19 protein-coding genes, 1 other RNA gene and 1 pseudogene are annotated in these 18,587 nt (G+C 37.9%); 7 read left to right on the top strand and 14 right to left on the bottom strand.

Features of this window, described 5'->3' with window-relative positions:
* The first annotated feature begins 207 nt into the window (after positions 1 to 207).
* The 3 genes from EP737_RS01230 (at position 208) to ssrS (ending at position 1,220) form a co-directional block, all read left to right on the top strand.
* Entirely contained in the window at positions 208 to 486 is a 279-nt protein-coding gene (locus EP737_RS01230; protein ID WP_129726104.1) for a hypothetical protein, read from the top strand.
* Positions 487 to 665: 179 nt separating this feature from the next.
* A complete protein-coding gene (locus EP737_RS01225) occupies positions 666 to 935 on the top strand; it encodes a heavy-metal-associated domain-containing protein (protein WP_246040134.1) in 270 nt (89 codons plus the stop codon).
* Positions 936 to 1,040: 105 nt separating this feature from the next.
* A non-coding RNA gene (ssrS, locus tag EP737_RS01220) (6S RNA) lies at positions 1,041 to 1,220 on the top strand.
* 119 nt (positions 1,221 to 1,339) lie between these two features.
* On the opposite strand, the gene EP737_RS25295 is transcribed toward ssrS, so the two are convergent.
* Positions 1,340 to 1,477: a hypothetical protein gene (locus tag EP737_RS25295; protein WP_165350646.1), complete on the bottom strand. Its 138-nt coding sequence runs from the start codon at positions 1,475 to 1,477 to the stop codon at positions 1,340 to 1,342.
* 196 nt (positions 1,478 to 1,673) lie between these two features.
* Here EP737_RS25295 and EP737_RS01215 point away from each other — a divergent pair, with 196 nt between their 5' ends.
* Together EP737_RS01215 and EP737_RS01210 are read left to right on the top strand one after the other, a co-directional pair.
* On the top strand, positions 1,674 to 2,138 hold the full coding sequence (locus EP737_RS01215) for a hypothetical protein (protein WP_129726102.1): 465 nt from the start codon (positions 1,674 to 1,676) through the stop codon (positions 2,136 to 2,138).
* 385 nt (positions 2,139 to 2,523) lie between these two features.
* The gene (locus EP737_RS01210) at positions 2,524 to 3,150 is read left to right on the top strand and encodes a LysE family transporter (protein ID WP_129726101.1); all 627 of its coding nucleotides are present in this window, start codon (positions 2,524 to 2,526) and stop codon (positions 3,148 to 3,150) included.
* A gap of 5 nt (positions 3,151 to 3,155) precedes the next feature.
* Here the strand turns inward: EP737_RS01210 and EP737_RS01205 are convergent, their stop codons facing one another.
* The 13 genes and pseudogenes from EP737_RS01205 to EP737_RS01150 form a co-directional block, all read right to left on the bottom strand.
* The gene (locus EP737_RS01205; RefSeq protein WP_129726100.1) at positions 3,156 to 4,523 is read right to left on the bottom strand and encodes an amino acid permease; all 1,368 of its coding nucleotides are present in this window, start codon (positions 4,521 to 4,523) and stop codon (positions 3,156 to 3,158) included.
* 206 nt (positions 4,524 to 4,729) lie between these two features.
* The gene (locus EP737_RS01200; protein WP_165350645.1) at positions 4,730 to 4,945 is read right to left on the bottom strand and encodes an ATP-binding protein; all 216 of its coding nucleotides are present in this window, start codon (positions 4,943 to 4,945) and stop codon (positions 4,730 to 4,732) included.
* A 147-nt stretch (positions 4,946 to 5,092) separates the two neighbouring features.
* Complete coding sequence (locus tag EP737_RS01195; RefSeq protein WP_129726098.1) at positions 5,093 to 6,253, bottom strand: DUF4317 domain-containing protein; 1,161 nt, start codon at positions 6,251 to 6,253, stop codon at positions 5,093 to 5,095.
* A gap of 614 nt (positions 6,254 to 6,867) precedes the next feature.
* Entirely contained in the window at positions 6,868 to 7,236 is a 369-nt protein-coding gene (locus tag EP737_RS01190) for a type 1 periplasmic-binding domain-containing protein (protein WP_129726097.1), read from the bottom strand.
* Positions 7,237 to 7,288: 52 nt separating this feature from the next.
* A complete protein-coding gene (locus tag EP737_RS26470; RefSeq protein ID WP_281278865.1) occupies positions 7,289 to 7,801 on the bottom strand; it encodes a LacI family DNA-binding transcriptional regulator in 513 nt (170 codons plus the stop codon).
* A gap of 52 nt (positions 7,802 to 7,853) precedes the next feature.
* Positions 7,854 to 8,321 (bottom strand): LacI family DNA-binding transcriptional regulator, encoded by a 468-nt coding sequence (locus tag EP737_RS26465; protein ID WP_281278864.1) that lies wholly within the window; start codon positions 8,319 to 8,321, stop codon positions 7,854 to 7,856.
* A 311-nt stretch (positions 8,322 to 8,632) separates the two neighbouring features.
* Positions 8,633 to 10,051 carry a sugar porter family MFS transporter gene (locus tag EP737_RS01180; protein ID WP_129726096.1) on the bottom strand — a complete coding sequence of 473 codons (1,419 nt, stop codon included), beginning with the start codon at positions 10,049 to 10,051 and terminating at the stop codon, positions 8,633 to 8,635.
* A gap of 365 nt (positions 10,052 to 10,416) precedes the next feature.
* Positions 10,417 to 11,622: a Gfo/Idh/MocA family protein gene (locus EP737_RS01175; protein ID WP_129726095.1), complete on the bottom strand. Its 1,206-nt coding sequence runs from the start codon at positions 11,620 to 11,622 to the stop codon at positions 10,417 to 10,419.
* A gap of 97 nt (positions 11,623 to 11,719) precedes the next feature.
* Positions 11,720 to 12,661 (bottom strand): sugar phosphate isomerase/epimerase family protein, encoded by a 942-nt coding sequence (locus EP737_RS01170; RefSeq protein WP_129726094.1) that lies wholly within the window; start codon positions 12,659 to 12,661, stop codon positions 11,720 to 11,722.
* 898 nt (positions 12,662 to 13,559) lie between these two features.
* Positions 13,560 to 13,835 (bottom strand): HPr family phosphocarrier protein, encoded by a 276-nt coding sequence (locus EP737_RS01165; protein WP_246040140.1) that lies wholly within the window; start codon positions 13,833 to 13,835, stop codon positions 13,560 to 13,562.
* 609 nt (positions 13,836 to 14,444) lie between these two features.
* A pseudogene (locus EP737_RS01160) lies at positions 14,445 to 15,321 on the bottom strand (patatin-like phospholipase family protein); the annotation flags it as partial.
* An 89-nt stretch (positions 15,322 to 15,410) separates the two neighbouring features.
* A complete protein-coding gene (locus tag EP737_RS01155; protein WP_129726092.1) occupies positions 15,411 to 16,079 on the bottom strand; it encodes an LbetaH domain-containing protein in 669 nt (222 codons plus the stop codon).
* 301 nt (positions 16,080 to 16,380) lie between these two features.
* Positions 16,381 to 16,812 carry a hypothetical protein gene (locus EP737_RS01150; protein ID WP_129726091.1) on the bottom strand — a complete coding sequence of 144 codons (432 nt, stop codon included), beginning with the start codon at positions 16,810 to 16,812 and terminating at the stop codon, positions 16,381 to 16,383.
* A 526-nt stretch (positions 16,813 to 17,338) separates the two neighbouring features.
* Between EP737_RS01150 and EP737_RS01145 the strand changes: the two genes are divergently transcribed.
* Positions 17,339 to 17,854: a CBO0543 family protein gene (locus EP737_RS01145; RefSeq protein ID WP_129726090.1), complete on the top strand. Its 516-nt coding sequence runs from the start codon at positions 17,339 to 17,341 to the stop codon at positions 17,852 to 17,854.
* A gap of 192 nt (positions 17,855 to 18,046) precedes the next feature.
* Positions 18,047 to 18,382 (top strand): SlyX family protein, encoded by a 336-nt coding sequence (locus EP737_RS01140; RefSeq protein WP_165350644.1) that lies wholly within the window; start codon positions 18,047 to 18,049, stop codon positions 18,380 to 18,382.
* The last annotated feature ends 205 nt before the right edge of the window (positions 18,383 to 18,587 follow it).

Raw genomic sequence — 18,587 nt, 5'->3', positions numbered from 1 at the left:
ACGATTATAGAAGATGAATTCAGATGTAGTGGAACAGAAAAAAGAATATTAACTTCTATAAACATAAATATCCCCTGCTACATTTCAGCCATTCACCTTCTGACTCCTTCGTTTTTCTTCCTATATTCCCCCCTTTTCTGCTTTTGTGTCATCCCCTTTTCTTTGCTACAGTGTTCCTATCCAAGTATTAAGAAAGAGGTATTGAATATGAGTGCTTTGACGAAGCAGTATGGCTATTTTGTATTTGTTCTGTCTGTACGCCCTGACATTCTCCCGCTTATGCAGCAGCTGCGTACACGTATTTTCCATGCCTATAATAAATTGACAGAGGCAGAAAAAGAAGAGGTGTTCGTGTATGATTCACTGCTGCTTCATCAAGCCTCCTCTCCGTGTATACAAGGGCGGGACGTACAAAAGCCGCTCGAACAATGGTGGTGGCATCTCGATTTAGTAGCAAATGGTTCCTTATATGTCTGTGCGCGCTAACTGGTATACATACAGCAACTCTTACACAACACCGGATCCTACTTTCTGTCTCACTCAAAAAAGTAAGAGCATCCTCTTCCCATGCTCTTTTTCGATCCTAACCGTGATATTTACATCTATTCCGTTACAATCATAAAACTCTCTATAATCCCATTTCAGCTCTTCTCGTACATAGCGAAATGAAACAAGAAATGGCTGGGTATACTATTCCCTGTGTGAAAAAATCGGAAAGGATGAGAGAAATGGCGGAAACAACGTTTTTTGTGAAAGAAGCAATCTCTGCTGGTCCCGTTCAAACACTAGAAGCAATGCTAACAGAAATGGACGGTATTGAACGTGCCTTAATTGATGTAGAAGACGGAGAAGTTAAAATCCAATTCGACGAAACAAAGGTATCAGAAGAACGAATCGCTATTACACTTCAACAGCACGGCTTCCATATCAGTTAGAGATAATGGAGGGTTTGGAAATAATTAACTATTGATACCTCATAAATAAAGCGGTATATTATGTATATCAAGACGAACAAAATACATTGCCGTATACACAGGCTTACATACCTGCGATGTGCGTATGCTCCCTGATGTTTCAAACCTATAATGATTTTACGGGAGTTCAATAACTTTTTGCCAACAACATGCCCGCTCGATCCGGGACTTTGAAAGCAAAAATGCGGACACCCACCTGCGAGAGCAGGTTTTGAAACACTAGAGCTACGGCAGAGCGGGAAGCTACATACTTATATTGAAACAAAACTCCTTTCTCACTGAAAGGAGTTTTTGGCGTAGACAATTTCGTCAACTTCAAGGAGAGCAATAAGTGCTTACGAACACTCATTGCTCTCCACCATCTTTTACACAGACGGTTTATTTGGTCCTTCTAACTTCTTATCTCCAAAGCCAGGCGCTTTCTCCATATCTTTTTCATTCTGTTTTTTATTGATTTGCTGCTGGATGCTGTCATTGCTATCGCTTGCTCTGTTTTTGCTCATAATTATCTCACCCTTCTTCTTAATATAACGGTTCTTTATTAATTTTCCTAAACAAAGAAAAATTAAACGCTGCATTTATATGAATCCTTTTATTTCTATATATAGTTTCCGGAACAAAAAGTCATCGCTGAGATATTCCTCTCTTTCCCGTAGCATACTAACGAGGAGCTTAAGCTTACAGCAGGGGGGGAGTTATATGGAACGCACCATGCACTCGTTCTACACAAAACTGAGAGCTACAGTCGGACAAACGACACAAACAATCAAGGAAAAGTTAGAAGACATATTAAAAATGCATACAGTCAAAGTAGCTGATATGGCTGAGATGATCCAGACACATCCTAATTCCGTTATGTCAGAACAAACTCTCCTATATATTACATATCGCACCTATCGCCTGAATGTAGAAAAAAATATGGTCCTCTACATGGAAACGAAGGTTACATCTCAAGCGGAGAAGAAAGCAGTAAATGGAGAACGAATTTTAGCAATAGAAATCCGCTCGCTTAGTCAAAGTCTGTTCTCTTATCGTTCCTATGAAAACAAGGTAGATCTGCAAGAACCAGTGAAAGTAGAGCACTTCATCGAAAATCTTATTCATGATTATAAAGAAAACTCGCCGACTGGCGAGCCTTGCCCTTGGGCGAAGACAGAGGCGTAGTTGCACTTACACTGTATTCCTAAAACTTCCGACTACGTCGAATTTACTTCTCGCTGGAAATTTATACTTTCCTACAGTGTAAAGAAAACCCGTCGATTGGCAAGTCCTGCTTTCGGGCAAAGACAGAGGCGTAGTTGCACTTACACTTTTTTTCTAAAATTCCCTACTACGCCGAGTTTGCTTCTAGCTGGAAATTTATATTTTCTTAAAGTGTAAAAAAGAAAGCCTCCAAATAGCGGCTTTCTTTTTTTATGAGCTATCGATTGTATAGCAGCATAGAACAAAAAATGCTTTTATAGGTTGTACAAATGCATCTTGCTGAATACAATGTGTACGAGCATAGAAATAAGCAAGAACGAATGAGAACATAGGGGGTGTTGCGTATATGAGTGTATTAATTAGTTATGTCCTCTTAGGATTATCGCTGTCGGCACCAATCGGTCCCATTAATGCAGCACAATTAGATAAAGGAATTAAAAGCGGCTTTTTGCATGCCTGGCTTCTTGGTGTAGGAGCCTTGCTGGCAGATGTTTTATATATGATGCTAGTTTATCTAGGAGTCGCTCATTTTTTAAATACATCCTTTATGAAAACGTTCCTATGGCTATTCGGTTGCTTTGTTCTAACCTATACGGGTATAGAAAGTGTTCTCAATGCAGGCAAACTTACAAAAAGCCAAAAAAAAGCTGATGAATCTGTTTTTAAGTCATTTATATCCGGCTTTTTTATGTCAGTGTCTAACCCGTTAACCATTCTCTTTTGGCTCGGTATATACGGCTCTATCCTTGCTAAAACCGCTGCCTCCTATAGCACCAATGAACTTATGCTGTACAGCTGCGCCATGATCATTGGTATCTTACTATGGGATTTAACGATGGCCGCCATCGCCAGCAGCTTTCGAAGATTTTTAACAACTGCTCTTCTTTCCTTTATCTCGATTGTATCAGGTCTTTCCCTCATCGGCTTTGGAGTATACTTTGGATTTCAAGCATATACACTGCTTTTCCAATAAAAAAATTACATACGCTTTGACTCGGGAGAAGCTTTCTCCCCTTTTTTCTTCCAAATCGAACGCATTTTTAAAGTAGCTAACGCAATGATCACAACAAATAAAAGGCTCACAAAAAAACCTGGTCTCGTCTCTGGTTTCCAAAGCGTACCGCTAATCGCAATTAAAATGAGCAGCAAGCCAATCAAATTTTTCACCTTATCCAATCCACTCTGATCCACTAACCGCCTGCAGGAAAGGAGAATCAAAAACCATGTATACAAAAGCATTAAACCTGCTGCTGTTGTCAAATATTCATAAATCTCTTTCGGCAATAACAGTGCAACAACAATGGAGGCAACAAGCCCTCCAGCTGTGAGTGCCAATGATGGAAAAGAAATCCCGCGCTTCCCCTTCTTCGCAAATACAGCAGGTGCATCCCCGTCCTCTGCGAGGTTCATCATCACATTAGTCACCGCAAAAAGCGATGCAACCATCGTTGAAAAACCGGCCGCAATTAAAACCGAGTTGAAAATAAACGGAATATACGGCAAATGGTAATCATGCAGTGCGATAACAAATGGGCTTTCTTTTGTATTAAATTCCTTCCACGGCACCATTGTTAATGCCAATCCCATTGATATCACATAAATAACCGTCAAAATTAGAAGCATTACTTTCCCAGACTTCGGCGCATCCTTTTGCTCCTTTAGCTGCATGGACATTAAACCCATCACTTCAATGCCGCCAAAAGCATAGAACGCATAAATAAAGGAAGACCACAGCCCTTTCATCCCGAGTGGAAAAAGCTCCGTCATATTATTTGGAACATTTGGTTTATACTCTTCTCCTCCATGAATAATACCGAAAATAGCTAATACTGCAATGACGATAAAGCAAAGTATCGCAATTACCTTCAATACTGCAAAAATATTCTCCAAGCGCTCAAATGCCTTCATGCCAATAAAAATCACAAGCAGCCCTAACACACCATACCCAGCCGCAAACATCCAAAGAGGTATCTTCGGAAACCAATACCGTGAAAAAATGCCAAGGGCTGTGAGCTGACTCCCCATAATCAACAGCTCGGAAGACCAATATACCCAACCATTGCTAAAGCCAGCCCAATGACCAAAGGCTTTTCTTGCATATGTCCGGAAAGAACCTTTTTGCGGATCTTGAACAGTCATTTTTGCAAGCGCCTCAAATACGATATACGTACCGAGACCAGCTAAAATAAATGCAATAATAATGGATGGACCACCAATTTTAATCCCTACGCTCGAACCTAGGAAAAAACCGGTCCCAATCGTACAGCCTACCCCAATAAGTGACAACTGCCACCACTTTAAATCCTTCCCACTCTGCTCCTGATTGCTACCAGGTGTACAGGACATACTAAATTCCTCCCTCATACTGCTGCTACGAAAAAGATGTTTATGTATGAAGTTTGCCCATGCTTCCCATTTTTGATGAAGCGGTACACATTTTTGATGAAGCGGTACATAAGGAAGGAAATGTATAGATGTACAAAATGCGGTTACAATATGCTTGTAAAGGAACTGACTGCCATGCTAATAAATCCCATTTTCCTGCTATGCTGTCAATTCGATTTTAATGAAAAAAGCGTTCCATCAGATTTCGTCGTATAGAATGGACTAAAGATTTTTTTCAGCTCTGCCTCTTCTATACCTACACCCATATCACTAACCTCAACAACCGCTTTATTCTCAACTTTTAACAATCGAATCGTAATATCACCATTTTTATCCATAGCTTGAATGGCATTGTTTATTAAATTAACAAAAACTTGTTCCATTCTATCGAAGTCCATCTGTATCAAAAGATCAGAATTGTACTGAACCAGTCCTAAAACAAAAATAGTTGGCACCTACCACTTGTAGAGAACCAACTAAAATTCATTAATATATTGTAGGGGATCAAGAAAACTGTCCCCCAAAATCCACTACAGCGTCTTCGTTTCCAGTCGAAATCCTTCGACGACCACATCTTCATCAATCTCTATTAATAGGCACCGTTTTCCATTGTAAGTAATATATTGGACATTTTTCAGGTCCTTCGGGCTGACGGATACATCTGCCACCTTCGTCTCAATCTTAATCGATTTAGGTATTAAACTGCTTGCTTTGATTTCACGCTTTTCGTCATCTACCACACTTTTGAAGGCTTGTTCCACTTTGGCGGTATCCACATTTTCGACGCCGCTTACCTCTAAGATGCGTTCGATGTCCCGATAATCCAACATAGGAGATTCACTTTCTTCATTTTCTTCATTCTCCTGTACCATCTTATCGATTTCCTCATAGACATTAGAAATGACCTTAGAATCCACTTCGTCTCCCATTACTATTTTTAAAATTTGTTCGAAGCTGTCCTTCTCTTCCACGGCGGTAATAATATCTTCACAGTTGAGAACTTCTGCTATAAATGAACCCTCTGGTTGATTCACTTTCCCCCCACAATAGATAATATGATTCACATCTGCCGAATTATCATTAAAAGCAGGAAACAGAAAACCAGTTAACGGAGAAGTCAAATTAATAATGGGATCAACTGCGTTATTCGATTTGAATTCTTTCTCAATATAATCAAACAGCAACGCTTTTTTCGGCTGATCGGTTTTATTGAGACTGCAAAGGACAAACTCGCTGGAATAAACCTCATCATCCCCTCCTTCTTCAGATTCTGAATCCCGTTTCCTAGTCGCCTTTTGATACTCCCCGCGGATAAACGTCACCACTGTATCAAATTCATAAACAGTATGCGCAAACATTTTCCCGACGATTTTCAGCATATTTTCTTTCCAATCTTCTGTTGATTCTGCTCGTAATCCTTCGAAGAGAATAGTTTGTGTGCTGTCTTCCACATCGCGTTGAAATTTCAATTCAAAAAGTTTGGCATCAAGATGACCTGTCAAAACTTTTTTAAAGTTTGCTAAAAATAATTCTTGTGCTTCCTGTTCTAGCATTTGAAACGGTTGACTGACTTGATGGTAAATCTCACCGGATTCTTTCTTTACATAAACATTTAGGATTTCTCGAATTTTCATAAGATGATTGTCTAATTTAAATTGCTTTCGGATATTAGCAAGGTCTTTTTTATTCATTTATCTCATCTCCCATTTTCGATTATACTGTTCACATAATAAAATAGGAATACTTGATATTTTTTCAATTTTAATAGTTGAAAGGAAGAAGGTTTGTATCGTCCTATTTCTATAGAGTCCATCTTCACTCACTCTAAATGATTTTTAACGTGTTACGAACCAATAGTTCAGCTTTAGTTTAATAGTCGGAACACTGATGGTTTTTTTCTACACCAAAAAGAACTTGGAGAGTATCAAGTCCTTTGAGGTTTATTGTTCAACTCTTGCAACCATTACCGGAGAACAAATCTTTATCTGGGTTATTGATCCATTGTGTTAAACTAAAAGATATGATGTTATCTGCTGATAGTAAAAAAATACCCTTCAAAACGAAAAAATTAGCAACTTACATACAATTTCTCGTTCTGGAGGCATCTTCCTTCTTTAATTTGATGGACATGTGGTGCGTTTGTCTTCTTTCTCATCCAACACACTTCGTTTCCATAATATATAATAAATTATTTTATTAACAACTTCTGATAATAACATTTTAGTTCAACAATTCTCTCAGAAAGTCTAATTTCAGCTTCGCATTATCTTTGCTAATAATATCTACGCCTGTATCAATAGTTCTTTTAACATCTTCTCCCTTTATCACCTTTAATATTTTCAATAAATTTCTCTAAAATAGACCTAACAGCAGGTGATCCATCGGGAGAAACAACTAATACATCCGGATGCTCGTTAAGTATCCCTTTTAATGTACGCTCTAATACATCTTTTTTTAATTCGTTACTCGGTACAATAACTTTACCATCTATATCAAAATCTCGAAATCCCTTTTCCGCTCCTGCTTTTACAATATTCCAATACTGTGGATCTTGGTCTTGTAAAACAACGACTACTTTAGGTTTATCACCTGCCCCATGGAACTTGACTATGTAGCCTATTACAATGACTAAAAACAGCGCACCAATTAATAGAATGTACCACTTCCCTCTCATCATTTGTCTCCTTGCTATTAAAGTTTCGCAGTTTTACAACATACTAATCGTTTTATGATACATCTTCTTTATTCAGATCATTCACTAAACATACTCCAGTTGACTTTTGAATGATTAACTTAGGTAACATTAAAACCGCTTGCTTCCCTTTGCTTCTTTTCTCTATTTCTTCTACAAGCAAATCTACAGCTAGTGAACACATACTCTGAATCGGGATTTCAACTGTTGTTAAAGGAGGGTTACTGTTCTTAGATAACAAAGTGTTGCCGAACCCCGTAATAGAGAGATTCTCAGGAATTTTCATATTTTTTTCTCGCGCTCCCAGAAGAGTGCCTATCGCTAATACGTCATTACAAGTAATAATGGCAGTAGGCGGATGTAAAGAACCTAACAAACCTCCTGCTAAACACCGCGCATGTTCTGCACTTGAATCACTTATAACAATTAAGTCCTCACGGGCCCTTATATTATGATCCTGTAATACCTTCCTGTATCCACGAATATGCTCCTGACTGCTCGAGTTCTCTTCCGCAATCACTGCGATTCTTGTATGACCAAGGGAAATTAAATGGGTAGCTATCTCATACCCTCCTATGAAGTTATTAACAGTTACAGCATTAATAGGACACGCTGGATGCTGGATAATATTCAGAAAGGAGTATGACTGGAACCGCTTCTTTTATTAACTCAGAAATGATCCCTCTATTTCTGAAACCCCCTGCCAAGATAAGTCCATCCACACGTTTCTGCCTTAATAATGATACGTAACTGTCTTCTTTCTCTGATTTAAAATCAGTACTACAAATAACAAGGTTAAAGCCGTGCTCAAGTGCAAAGTCCTCTACTGCTCGTGCCATTTCTGCAATTGAAGGATTAGATATATCTGGTGCTAAAAAACCTATTGTAGATGTCCGCTTACCTGTTAATGCCGATGCAAGGATACTCGGCTTATAGTTCAGTTCCTTGGCTGCTTCTAAAACCTTTTGTTTTGTTTCCTTTCTAACCGGCTGATTATTCATAACCTTTGACACAGTAGATATGGAAACCCCTGCCTTTTCTGCAACATTATAAATTGTAGGTTTCATGTATTAGGTCCCCCTTTCCCCTAACCAATCTAGATAGGTGTATTAGGGATATTCGATCCATCTTTTCATTGATCGTTTTAGCTTTTTCTTGGGTTGAACACATATATTTGTTCAGTAATCGTTAATACATCCCCCTGTGGGTTATCATCTCTTCAATTCTGATTAACAGACAATACAACTTTCTCATTTTTAAATCCTTTGCTTTTAATGAAGGCATACTCTTCATCTAATTCAAATTAAAAGTCCATACACACGCTTATAAATGCGTTTGTATGGACTTTCCCTAGCCAACTCCAGCCAGTCCTGCTATCTTACTTTCTAAAGTTAGCCTCTATTTGTTCTAATGATAGGCCTCTAGTTTCTGGTAAAGCTTTCACTACATAGATGATTCCCGCAATACCGAATATAGCAAATAAGAAGAATGTTGCTGAAAGTCCGATTCCGTCTAAAAGAACTGGGAAGAATAATCCTACTAAAAAGTTGCAGAGCCATAAGAACAAAACGGCCATTCCCATACCGATCCCACGTAAACGAACAGGGAAGATTTCAGCAAGTATGAGCCATACCATAGGACCAATCGCTCCTTGGAAAAAGGCTAAATAGATTACTGTCATGGCTAATACTACATATGGCAGCATTGGGGATCCCTCAAGTACTGAAGCGGAAATGCCAATAGTGATAAGCGCCACGGTTACACCTATTAACCCTGTAAGTAGCATTGGTCGTCTATTCACTTTATGCAGTAGAGATATACCAACAATAACGGCAACAACGGCAATTAATCCATTTGCTACGTTTGCAATTAAGGCTGTTTTTGTTCCAAAACCGGAATTTTCAAGAATTTGTGTTCCATAGTACATAATCGAATTGATACCGACTAATTGTGATATAGATCCAATCGTAATTCCAAGAATCACAATACGGCGAATCCAAGGTGTTCCTAGATCTTTGAAACTGATTTTTTCTATATTTTGATCCTCTGAAATATGTTCTTTAATTTCTTTTAGTTCCTGCTCAGCAATACTTTCACTGCGAATTTTTTGAAGGATCTTCAATGCTTCAGCCAGTTTTCCTTTTGATGCTAACCATCGAGGACTTTCAGGCAGAATCAGTACGCCAATCCAAAGCGCCACAGCTGGCAATGTTGCAATGACTAACATGTAACGCCATACATGTCCTGCCTCACCAAAAACATTTCCAAGCACTGCATTACATACGTAAGCAAGAAACTGTCCAGTAACAATCATCAATTCGTTTTGCGTAACCAAAACACCACGCCTGTCTGCAGGAGACATTTCAGCAAGATAGGATGGAACCACTACAGAAGCACCACCGACAGCAAGTCCCAATAGAAAACGGAACATAACCATTACAGTCATATTTGGTGCTATCACGCAGCCTGCTGCAGAAAAGAAAAACAAGATTGCAAGATACAAAATAACCTTCCTGCGTCCTTGACTATCCGATAAGCGCCCGCCAAATATGGAACCAAAAGCAGCACCTAATACTAAAGAACTTGCTACTAAGCCTTCCGTGAAGGGGTTTAAATTTAATTGGTCAGGTCTGGCCATAAATGGAAGTGCACCATTAATAACTCCTGTATCATACCCGAATAATAACCCGCCAAAAGTTGATACAATAGTAACTAATTTCAAGAACTTTTTCGGATCCTTTTTCCCAGCAGGTTCTGGTTGAACTGGGTAATGATCAGAAACTCTAGCATTCCCCATATTAAATTTCCTCCTTATTAGTTAGTAGCATGACCTTTAAAGCATTTACATTGTTTTCCCTTTTAAATGAAGCCTCCTAATAAGCTACATGGATTTTTAGAGGACATGCAATGCTCCTGTGATTTTTCCTTTCAAACCAAAAATAGTTGTATATTCAGAAATAATTAAGGAGATGGCTTTTACCCATATAGAGCAAAAGCCATTTGACAGGTTTCTGAAAGAGCATTCGTTTTATAATTGGTCCTCTTGATCCTTTTAGAGTCTAGCTTAAAGTGTAGTTTAAACTATTCTTTGTAAAAGAGTACCTTTTCAATCCATTTTGATGCTAACTAAATTTTTGATACTAACTCAATTCAAGAATTTTTTCACACTAACAAAGTTTCTTTGCTATTCTCAAAATCCACCCAAACTGCTCCCTGATCTGCAGAGCGTACACAATTTTCAATCCAGCGAACGCCTTCTAGTCCCGCATTAATATCTGGGTAAACAAGGTTATCTAATGTTTCTTGATCCCCACGCATTTTCGCATCAATCGCAATTGCAAATTTCAAATAGATATTTGACCATGACTCTGAAAGCCCTTCTTGATGTAATGCGCCTAAACGCTCATATTCGTTACAGCTTTCATCTAAGTAAGGCATGGAGCGAATCAACGTTTGAATCGGCTGCCCTTGCACTTCATATCGTAATTCATTTGGCTTGCTGTCCCACCACTCTAAGCTTGCTTTTGAACCAACGATGCGAATGCGATGTCCATCCATGCAGCCTGCATCGACAGAAGATGTCCAAAGTCTTCCTACAGCGCCATTATCATAGTGCATTAAAACGTAAGCATTGTCCTCTAGCGGCGCACGGCTGCTGATAAAGCTTTGACGATCACATAATAACTTTTTGATTTTCATATGCGGCAAAATTAGCTCTGACATATAGTACGTGTGTGTAGATAGATCACCTAACACATAGCTTGGTCCCGCAATTTTAGGATCCACGCGCCATTTTTGTGCATCATTAAATTTGTCTCCAGCATCAGTGGCATTAAAGCCATGCGTATACTGTAATTCAACTAATCGCACATCACCGATTTCTCCCTTTTCAACCATTGTACGCATTTGCAGCAGCAGCTGGTTACCAGAGAATCCATATGTTACACCTAGGATTTTGCCTTTTTCCTCAGCTAGTGCTTTAATTTCTAGCACCTCTTCACTTGTAAAAAACAATGGTTTTTCACAAATAACATGTAAACCAGCGTTTAATGCAGCCTTACAAATTTCGTAATGCGTACCGTTCGGAGTCGCAATGGATACAACCTCAAGACCATCTTCACGCTTTGCTTTCTCTGCAAACATCGTTTTATAATCTGGATAGCAGCGATCTTCAGCAACACCAAGGTTCACACCAAAGGCTTTTCCTCGAGCAGCATCAATATCAAATGCCCCAGCTACCAATTGGAAAGCTGTATTGTCTCGAAGTGCCCCGATTCGGTGTTTATAACCAACCTGTCCAAGTCTGCCTCCGCCAACCATACCCCAGCGTAGTGGTCTTGCAATTTTCTTTTCACCGTTTAACATAATAAAACCCCTCTCTCCTCAATTCTGTTCATTTGGAATTTGTATAGTTTTTAAAAAATAAGACTTACTATCGTGTTTCAAGTAGCTCATTTCCTTTAATTTAAAAGCTAAGTGTTTGTTTTAAAGCATCAATAGATGTTCTTACGCCAGCTTCTACTGACATTGTTAAGTCTTCCATTTCTAAAGACACCTCTCCGTCATAGCCCATCATTTTCACTACAGAGAAGAACTCTTTCCACCATTGCAAATCTTGTCCGCAGCCTACCGCTACATAATTCCACGCTCTGTTCGCTACATCGGTAACTTCTTTTGTTTCAAGTACACCATTCACACCAGATAAGTGTCTTTCAAGACGAACATCTTTACCATGAACATGGTGAATCGCTGCTCCTAGTTCTCTCGCTGATAAGATTGGATCAGCTCCCATCCATAAAAGATGGCTTGGATCTAGATTTAAGCCTACGATTGGTCCAACTGCATTGCGTAATTTAAATAGAGTTTCTGGATTATATACCAATTGGGAGCTGAAGTTTTCAAGGGCAATTTTTTCAACGCCACATTCTTCAGCCTTCTTCACTAATCCCTTCCAATACGGGATCGCTACCTCATTCCATTGATAATCCAAAATGTCTTTTAAAGTCGGAGGCCAGCTAACAGTATACGTAATCCAGTTAGGAACTTTATCCTCAGGACTTCCTGCTGGCAGCCCGCTCATCATAATGACCTTTTTTACTCCTAGCAATTGAGCCAATTCCATTGTTTTCTCTGGAACTTCCCGATGCTCTCTGCCAAGTTCACCTGGATCTAAAGGATTTCCTGAGCAATTTAAAGCACATAGTTTGATGTTGCGTTTTTCTAAACTATTTAAGAACTCACTTCTTTTTTGCTCACTCTCTAATAGTTCATCTAGTCTCAAATGCGGCGCTGGAGACCAGCCTCCAGTAGTCATTTCAATCGTATCAATCCCTAATTCCGCTACAAAATCCAGCATCTCTTCAAATGGCAAATGACCTAAGCTATCTGTTACATATGATAGTTTCATAAAAACCCCTCCAAAAACTATTTAACCTAATATAAAATTTTAATGATTTTAGATGCTGACTCTAAAAATCCAATTGTCTTACTTTCATGAAACAGGTTTATTTCCCGCTTATGACTGATTTGATATTTATGTGTACGGAAGGTTGCTTTTTTCAATTCAGGAACTTCAGTAATACCTATGTGAATTTCTCTAAGTTCTTGAGAACACGTAACACTTCGCTGGTTTTTCCTTATGATGCAATTCAACAAGGGAAGACTACCTTCATGTAATCGCTTTCCTTCCAGGGTAAAAACAATTATGCATCCCCTTTTAAATGAATGACAATATGATAGCTGGTTTTATACTATTGAAACATTGATTTTACAGTATAAGGACTCCTTTGAATTTTCAAATGTACATTCTAAGGATATATTTTTAAACTAACACTTATCTTTGAAGCCTCTCGTCCAAACCCGCATTAGTTATTAATTGTAAACAAAATCACCTTCTTAATATTTGATAATTGATCGCCCTTACATAAATGATTGTATAAAAATCTGCAGCGATAGTATTTAAATTTTCAGGACATGTTTTTTGTCTTTTAAGGACATATTTCAAGCGGTAATTTGTAATAATGGCTGTTAAAAAACATTTTACACTTTATTTTTAATATCATTTCTTCTAGATAGATGCAGAATTAAAGCTTCTATAACATACATTCACCTAGACCTAGAAGGATTATTTTCTTTTATAAAGAAAGCGATTCCATCTAAAATAAATCACCTAACTCTGACTCTGGTTGAGTACCATTATCAGGCTATTGAACAATATAATAATGTATAGGGCTCTATCTTCCTTTTCCTATAAGTCCTTTCACAAATGCATTATTGATTAAACTAAAAATAACCGGATTATATTACTAATGTAAATCTAATGCATTCAGCTCCCTATCAGAAAGAAAACTCTCTAGGGCTATAATAGCGGCCTCTTCATCGCTTCCATTTGCAAGCAAAGTAATTTCCTCTCCCTTCCTAATAACTAAAGCCATCACCCCAATAATCCCTTTCCCAGCTGCCATCCTCCCATTTTTAATAATGCTGATCTCACTGTTAAAGGCAGATGATTTTTGTACAAATTGATTAGCATGTCGAGCCTGAAGACCATGTTGAAGTTGGACAACAACGTTTCTTTCCATCACAAAACACCCATCCTTCCTAGATTATCTGGTATCTATATATCCGATATTAAATTTCCCAACAATGTTAATTAAAATTTGTCATTTAAAATTGTAATTATAGGACAATATATAATGGACGCATTTATATCATGCAGACATTGTTCACCTTTTGCAGACTTATAATTGAATACTCAATTGATTCACAATCTTCATCGGCAGTACCCCTTCCAGGCTAAAATTCATTATTTTTCCACAATGTAACCGTTGTCATTAAAGCTAAAATCCAACAATGAACTTGTCATTTATGGTTATAATTATAGGACAGTATAGAATAAGTGTATTTGTATTATAGAGACGTATTTTTTATATTTTAAAGACAAAAAATTTCTCTGGAATATGTATAGCTGTAAATAATCTGGGATTTGGGACTTTAAACATCTCCTTATCCTCAGGAGCTAAAAATATTAACCATAATTTATCAAGAGGAAATACTAGGTTATACCCGAGAACAGATTGACCAACTATTCAAATAAAGCATTTACTGCATAATAAAGAAAACTCGCCAATTGGCGAGCCTTGCTTTTGGGCGAAGACTGAGGCGTAGTTACCCATATTGTATTCCTAAAATTAGTTCCAGTTTTTCTCTATAAATTTAACTGTAGGTTGTAAATTGGTTTTGTTAGCAATTTTAATGAGAGCGGGAAACACGGAAGGATCCGTTTTGGAGAAGTTAGGGATCCGTGGATTCAAGCAAAAAAAAACGATCTCCTAGAAGATGAGAACTGACCATGGATTCATAGTAACTGGTTCCATTACTGACAAGCTGAAGAAATGGTAGTAAGGGTTCATTGGGTGATCGGTCGAAAAGGACTCCCCAATTTGGAGGAAGGTTCTCTAAATTTTCGGGACGTATGTTATTTGCACTCACCATCCCCCATCCTCTTGTATCCCTTCTTAACTGAATGGGGGCTTCACCTGTCCCAATGGATAAGACCGCAATTTGATCCAACAGCTGTTTGGCTTTATCCACTGCAAACGTAATACTAGCTGTACTAGGATTAGTTGTTATTACAAACCCATCCACGTAGTTTTGATAGGCCCGTTGCGTCGCGGGAGCAGCACTGCTCCGTAGTATGACATCACTCGCTTTCTCATCTAAATAGGGAGAGTCAGGAAAGTTGTGGAATAGCACAGGATTCCAACGATTCAGCTTCGGTGAGAATAATTGAAATGAAGGAACAACAATTCGTTTTTTTAAGTTTTTAAGACGAAGATTCAATGGAAAAAATGTTCGTACCGCTTCGATAAAGCCAGAGTATGGGAATTGTTGATTAAAAACAGGTCCACCTGGCCTGGAAATGCTGTATGCCGGTAAGATTTTATCCTTAAAAAACTGGAGTATCTCCTTAGGGGCACTTGCTAACGCAAGGGCAGTGAATGAACCGATTGAATTTCCCAAGAAAACATTGGTTTGACTAATTAATTGTGGTGTTTGTTGAGCCAGCAAGCTAAAAAAGAAATTCGTAAGTAATATATTAAAGAAGCTGTACATTCTCTTTATACAGCTTCTTCCTCTCAAAAAACTCCTAATTTTCAATGACTATAGGGCATTCCGCAAGAACAGCAATGTGAGCCAAATAATAAGTTGTTATAAGCAGCAGGAAATTCTTGATTTACACGTTGTACTTCCCGGGCAAATTCTTCTTCATCTCCTGACACTCGAGGAAGCGAGTTTGCTTTTTCCTGCGTGTCTATGTGGGCCCCTGGCGGCACGAATCTATTTGCCGGAATACGTACGCCATTTGTTACTACTGCATTATATGCAATAAATGTCCCTTCTTCAATAATTGCATTGTATACAATTGACTTAAAACCGACAAAGGTATTCTTTCCTATATAACAAGGACCATGAATGAGAGCGCCATGAGCAATACTTACTTCGTTCCCGATATAGATTGAATAACTCTTACCACCAACAGAAACGAATTTGTTCAATAAACCATGTAAAATAACCCCGTCTTGCAGATTTGTGTTTGAGCCGATGTAAAACGGGGTTCCTTCATCCGCACGAATGCTCACATTGGGAGCTACATATACATTATCCGTAATTCTCACATCGCCTATCACACTAGAAAACGGACTTATGAAGGCTGTTTCATCAATTTTTGGATAACGTTGAATCGGATTAAATGAGGTAATCGGGTTGGGGCTGATAAAGGGAGCAAATGAATGATGGTTACTATCATAATTTCTTTCGTTCAAGAAAACATCTCCTTTAAAATCATATACGCAATATTTTATGTACAACCTGCTATTTTGGAGACAAGTTGTCGAAAAGTACTTGCCCAAATCTTTCATTTGTAAACAACATGGGAACCTTCTTGTTATACGTGAAACTCATTTCCCATCTCTTCAAAATCGAACTATTGTTCCTGTATCGGTTTTATGATAAATTCATCAAATTTTCAACCAGCAAAAAATCTACTCACCAAAAGGTAAAATGAGTAGATTTGGTTAGATGTATTCAAACTGTTTTTATCCCCTCATGAGGGATGCTTCAGATTTATTTGTTTTCCTTTTTCCTCTCTAACACATACTCCAATAAACCTTTAAAATACACAGCATTACTTTTTTTCAATCTCATTTCAATAACATCCCTTGCCGACACGATGAATGCCAATGCAAGCGAACCCAAAGCTAATATACGATCTAGATACCAAGGGAGCCCAATCTCCTCAAAAAACACTCCTAAGACTATAAAAAACGCTGTAAATACTCCTATAACGGCAGATAAGGATTTGACAGGATCATAAAATTCCTCCAAGCTTCTTATTCTGTTTATACATAACTTTAAAGTCTGCTCATCCATCTCCTCTAACCGTTCAATTTTTAACAATAGTCCTTCCTTACTCTTCATTTTCTCAGCGGAATATTCTCTCGTAATAAAATTTATCAATTCCCTATTACCCGAAGTTAATATTTTTGCTTCAATCATTTTAACACCCCTCCACTTTATCTCTAGATTCACTATCTCAAAAATAACTTTTCTTAATTTGTATAGAGCCCTATATAGACGGTAGGGATTTGACAAAAACTATTTTCTACAGAAAGAACGAACCAACTTTAACATGGGAAATTTGCAAAGGAACTCTCAAAAAGAAACGGTATACACTCTAAACAAGCAGCTTCATTTAATTCATTTTTATAGATATTCCTTTAGGCTTAAGTGCGCAGGTCGCACTGTTCAACCATAGTCAACCTTATAGGCTAAGCCATTTGTAATTTTATTATATATTACCTAATTATAACAAAAGCATAATTATTTAAAGCAATAAAACCTAATAAAAAAACCTCATCAACTATATGAAGAGGTTTTTTACACAGAAAATCATTATAAAGCACCCTGAAATATTTTACAATTCAGTAAATTTATTGAAACCGTTTTCCTTCTGTTATAATTTTCAGAAAAGAAAATGCATTTAGATAACAATGTATATAAAGGTTTAGGGGGAGCTTTTCATATGATGCATATTATTGCTGGAGCGACATTTTTATTCATTGGCTGGAGATTTGGAGATTGGAAAAATTGGAAAAAATATTATCCAACTATCCTCTTTTTTATCATTGGAGATTTATTGTATAACGTGTTAACGTATAACAATCCAACATGGAGCTATAATAAAGACCGCCTCTTTCCCAATCATACCTTAATTAATATCTGGATTATGATAACGATATATCCTGCTACTGCCCTTACATACTTATCCCATTTTCCAAAAGAGAAAGTCAAGCAGCTTCCCTATATTTTATTATGGACAATAATATATATTTTCGGTGAACTTCTAGGCCTTCATGTTTTCGGACTTATAAATCACTTTAATGGCTGGAACATGTGGTGGTCAGCTTTGTTTGACATCATTTTGTTCACGATGTTGCCTATTCATCATAAACGGCCATTAGTAGCATGGGGCTTATCCATTATTGTTATTATTTTCTTTTTAACGGTATTTAATGTAAACATAAGTGAGCTCAAGTGATAATTGATATGAATTAAGCAAAAATCCGACCAATTAACATAGTTGAATTTTTATCATTCAGGAAACCATAGCATGCATGAGCATTCTGTAACCCCTCAGATGCCCGGTGCCTCTTTATTTTTAATTGTGTCGCCTTGTTCTTCTCCTACATAATCTGTATGGTAAATACCCTATGTAGGAGAGTGAAACACCATGAATTCATATGTTAACTTTTATCCATTTGTGCAACCCTACCACCAGCCGTATACACAGCAGCAATTTGATTATACACAGCAATTTGATTATACACAGCAATTTGATCACAGACAGCCGCCACAGCAGCTGCGTGCTTTGGAGCGTCGAGTAACTGAATTGGAGCAGCGAAACAACGAATTGACCCGAACAGTAAACCGCCTAAATAGAGAAGTGAATCAGCTTCAAGAAACAGTCGAACGTCATAGCCGTCGTTTAAACCGTTTAAATCAACGTCTGCGTGCCGTAGAAAACAGATTAGGTGTTCCATTTTCTCCTGTCGAAGACGGTTTTTAAAGAAAACTCGCTGATTGGCGAGCCGTTAGGCGCAGACAGAAGCGTAGTTGCACTTACACTGTATTCCTAAAATTTCCGACTACGTCGAAGGAGCTTCTAGCTGGAAGTTTATATTTTCCTACAGTGTAATAAAAACAATGAAACAGGGAGATTAGATGCTACCCCTGCTCCCTGTCTTCTATTTCTGAACAAAAGATGTACTAGT

This window comes from Ectobacillus funiculus (assembly GCF_004138295.1).
GTDB classification, from domain to species: domain Bacteria; phylum Bacillota; class Bacilli; order Bacillales; family Bacillaceae_G; genus Ectobacillus; species Ectobacillus funiculus.
The sequence above is the reverse complement of the archived record's forward strand: the minus strand, read 5'-3'. Positions and strand labels throughout refer to the sequence as shown.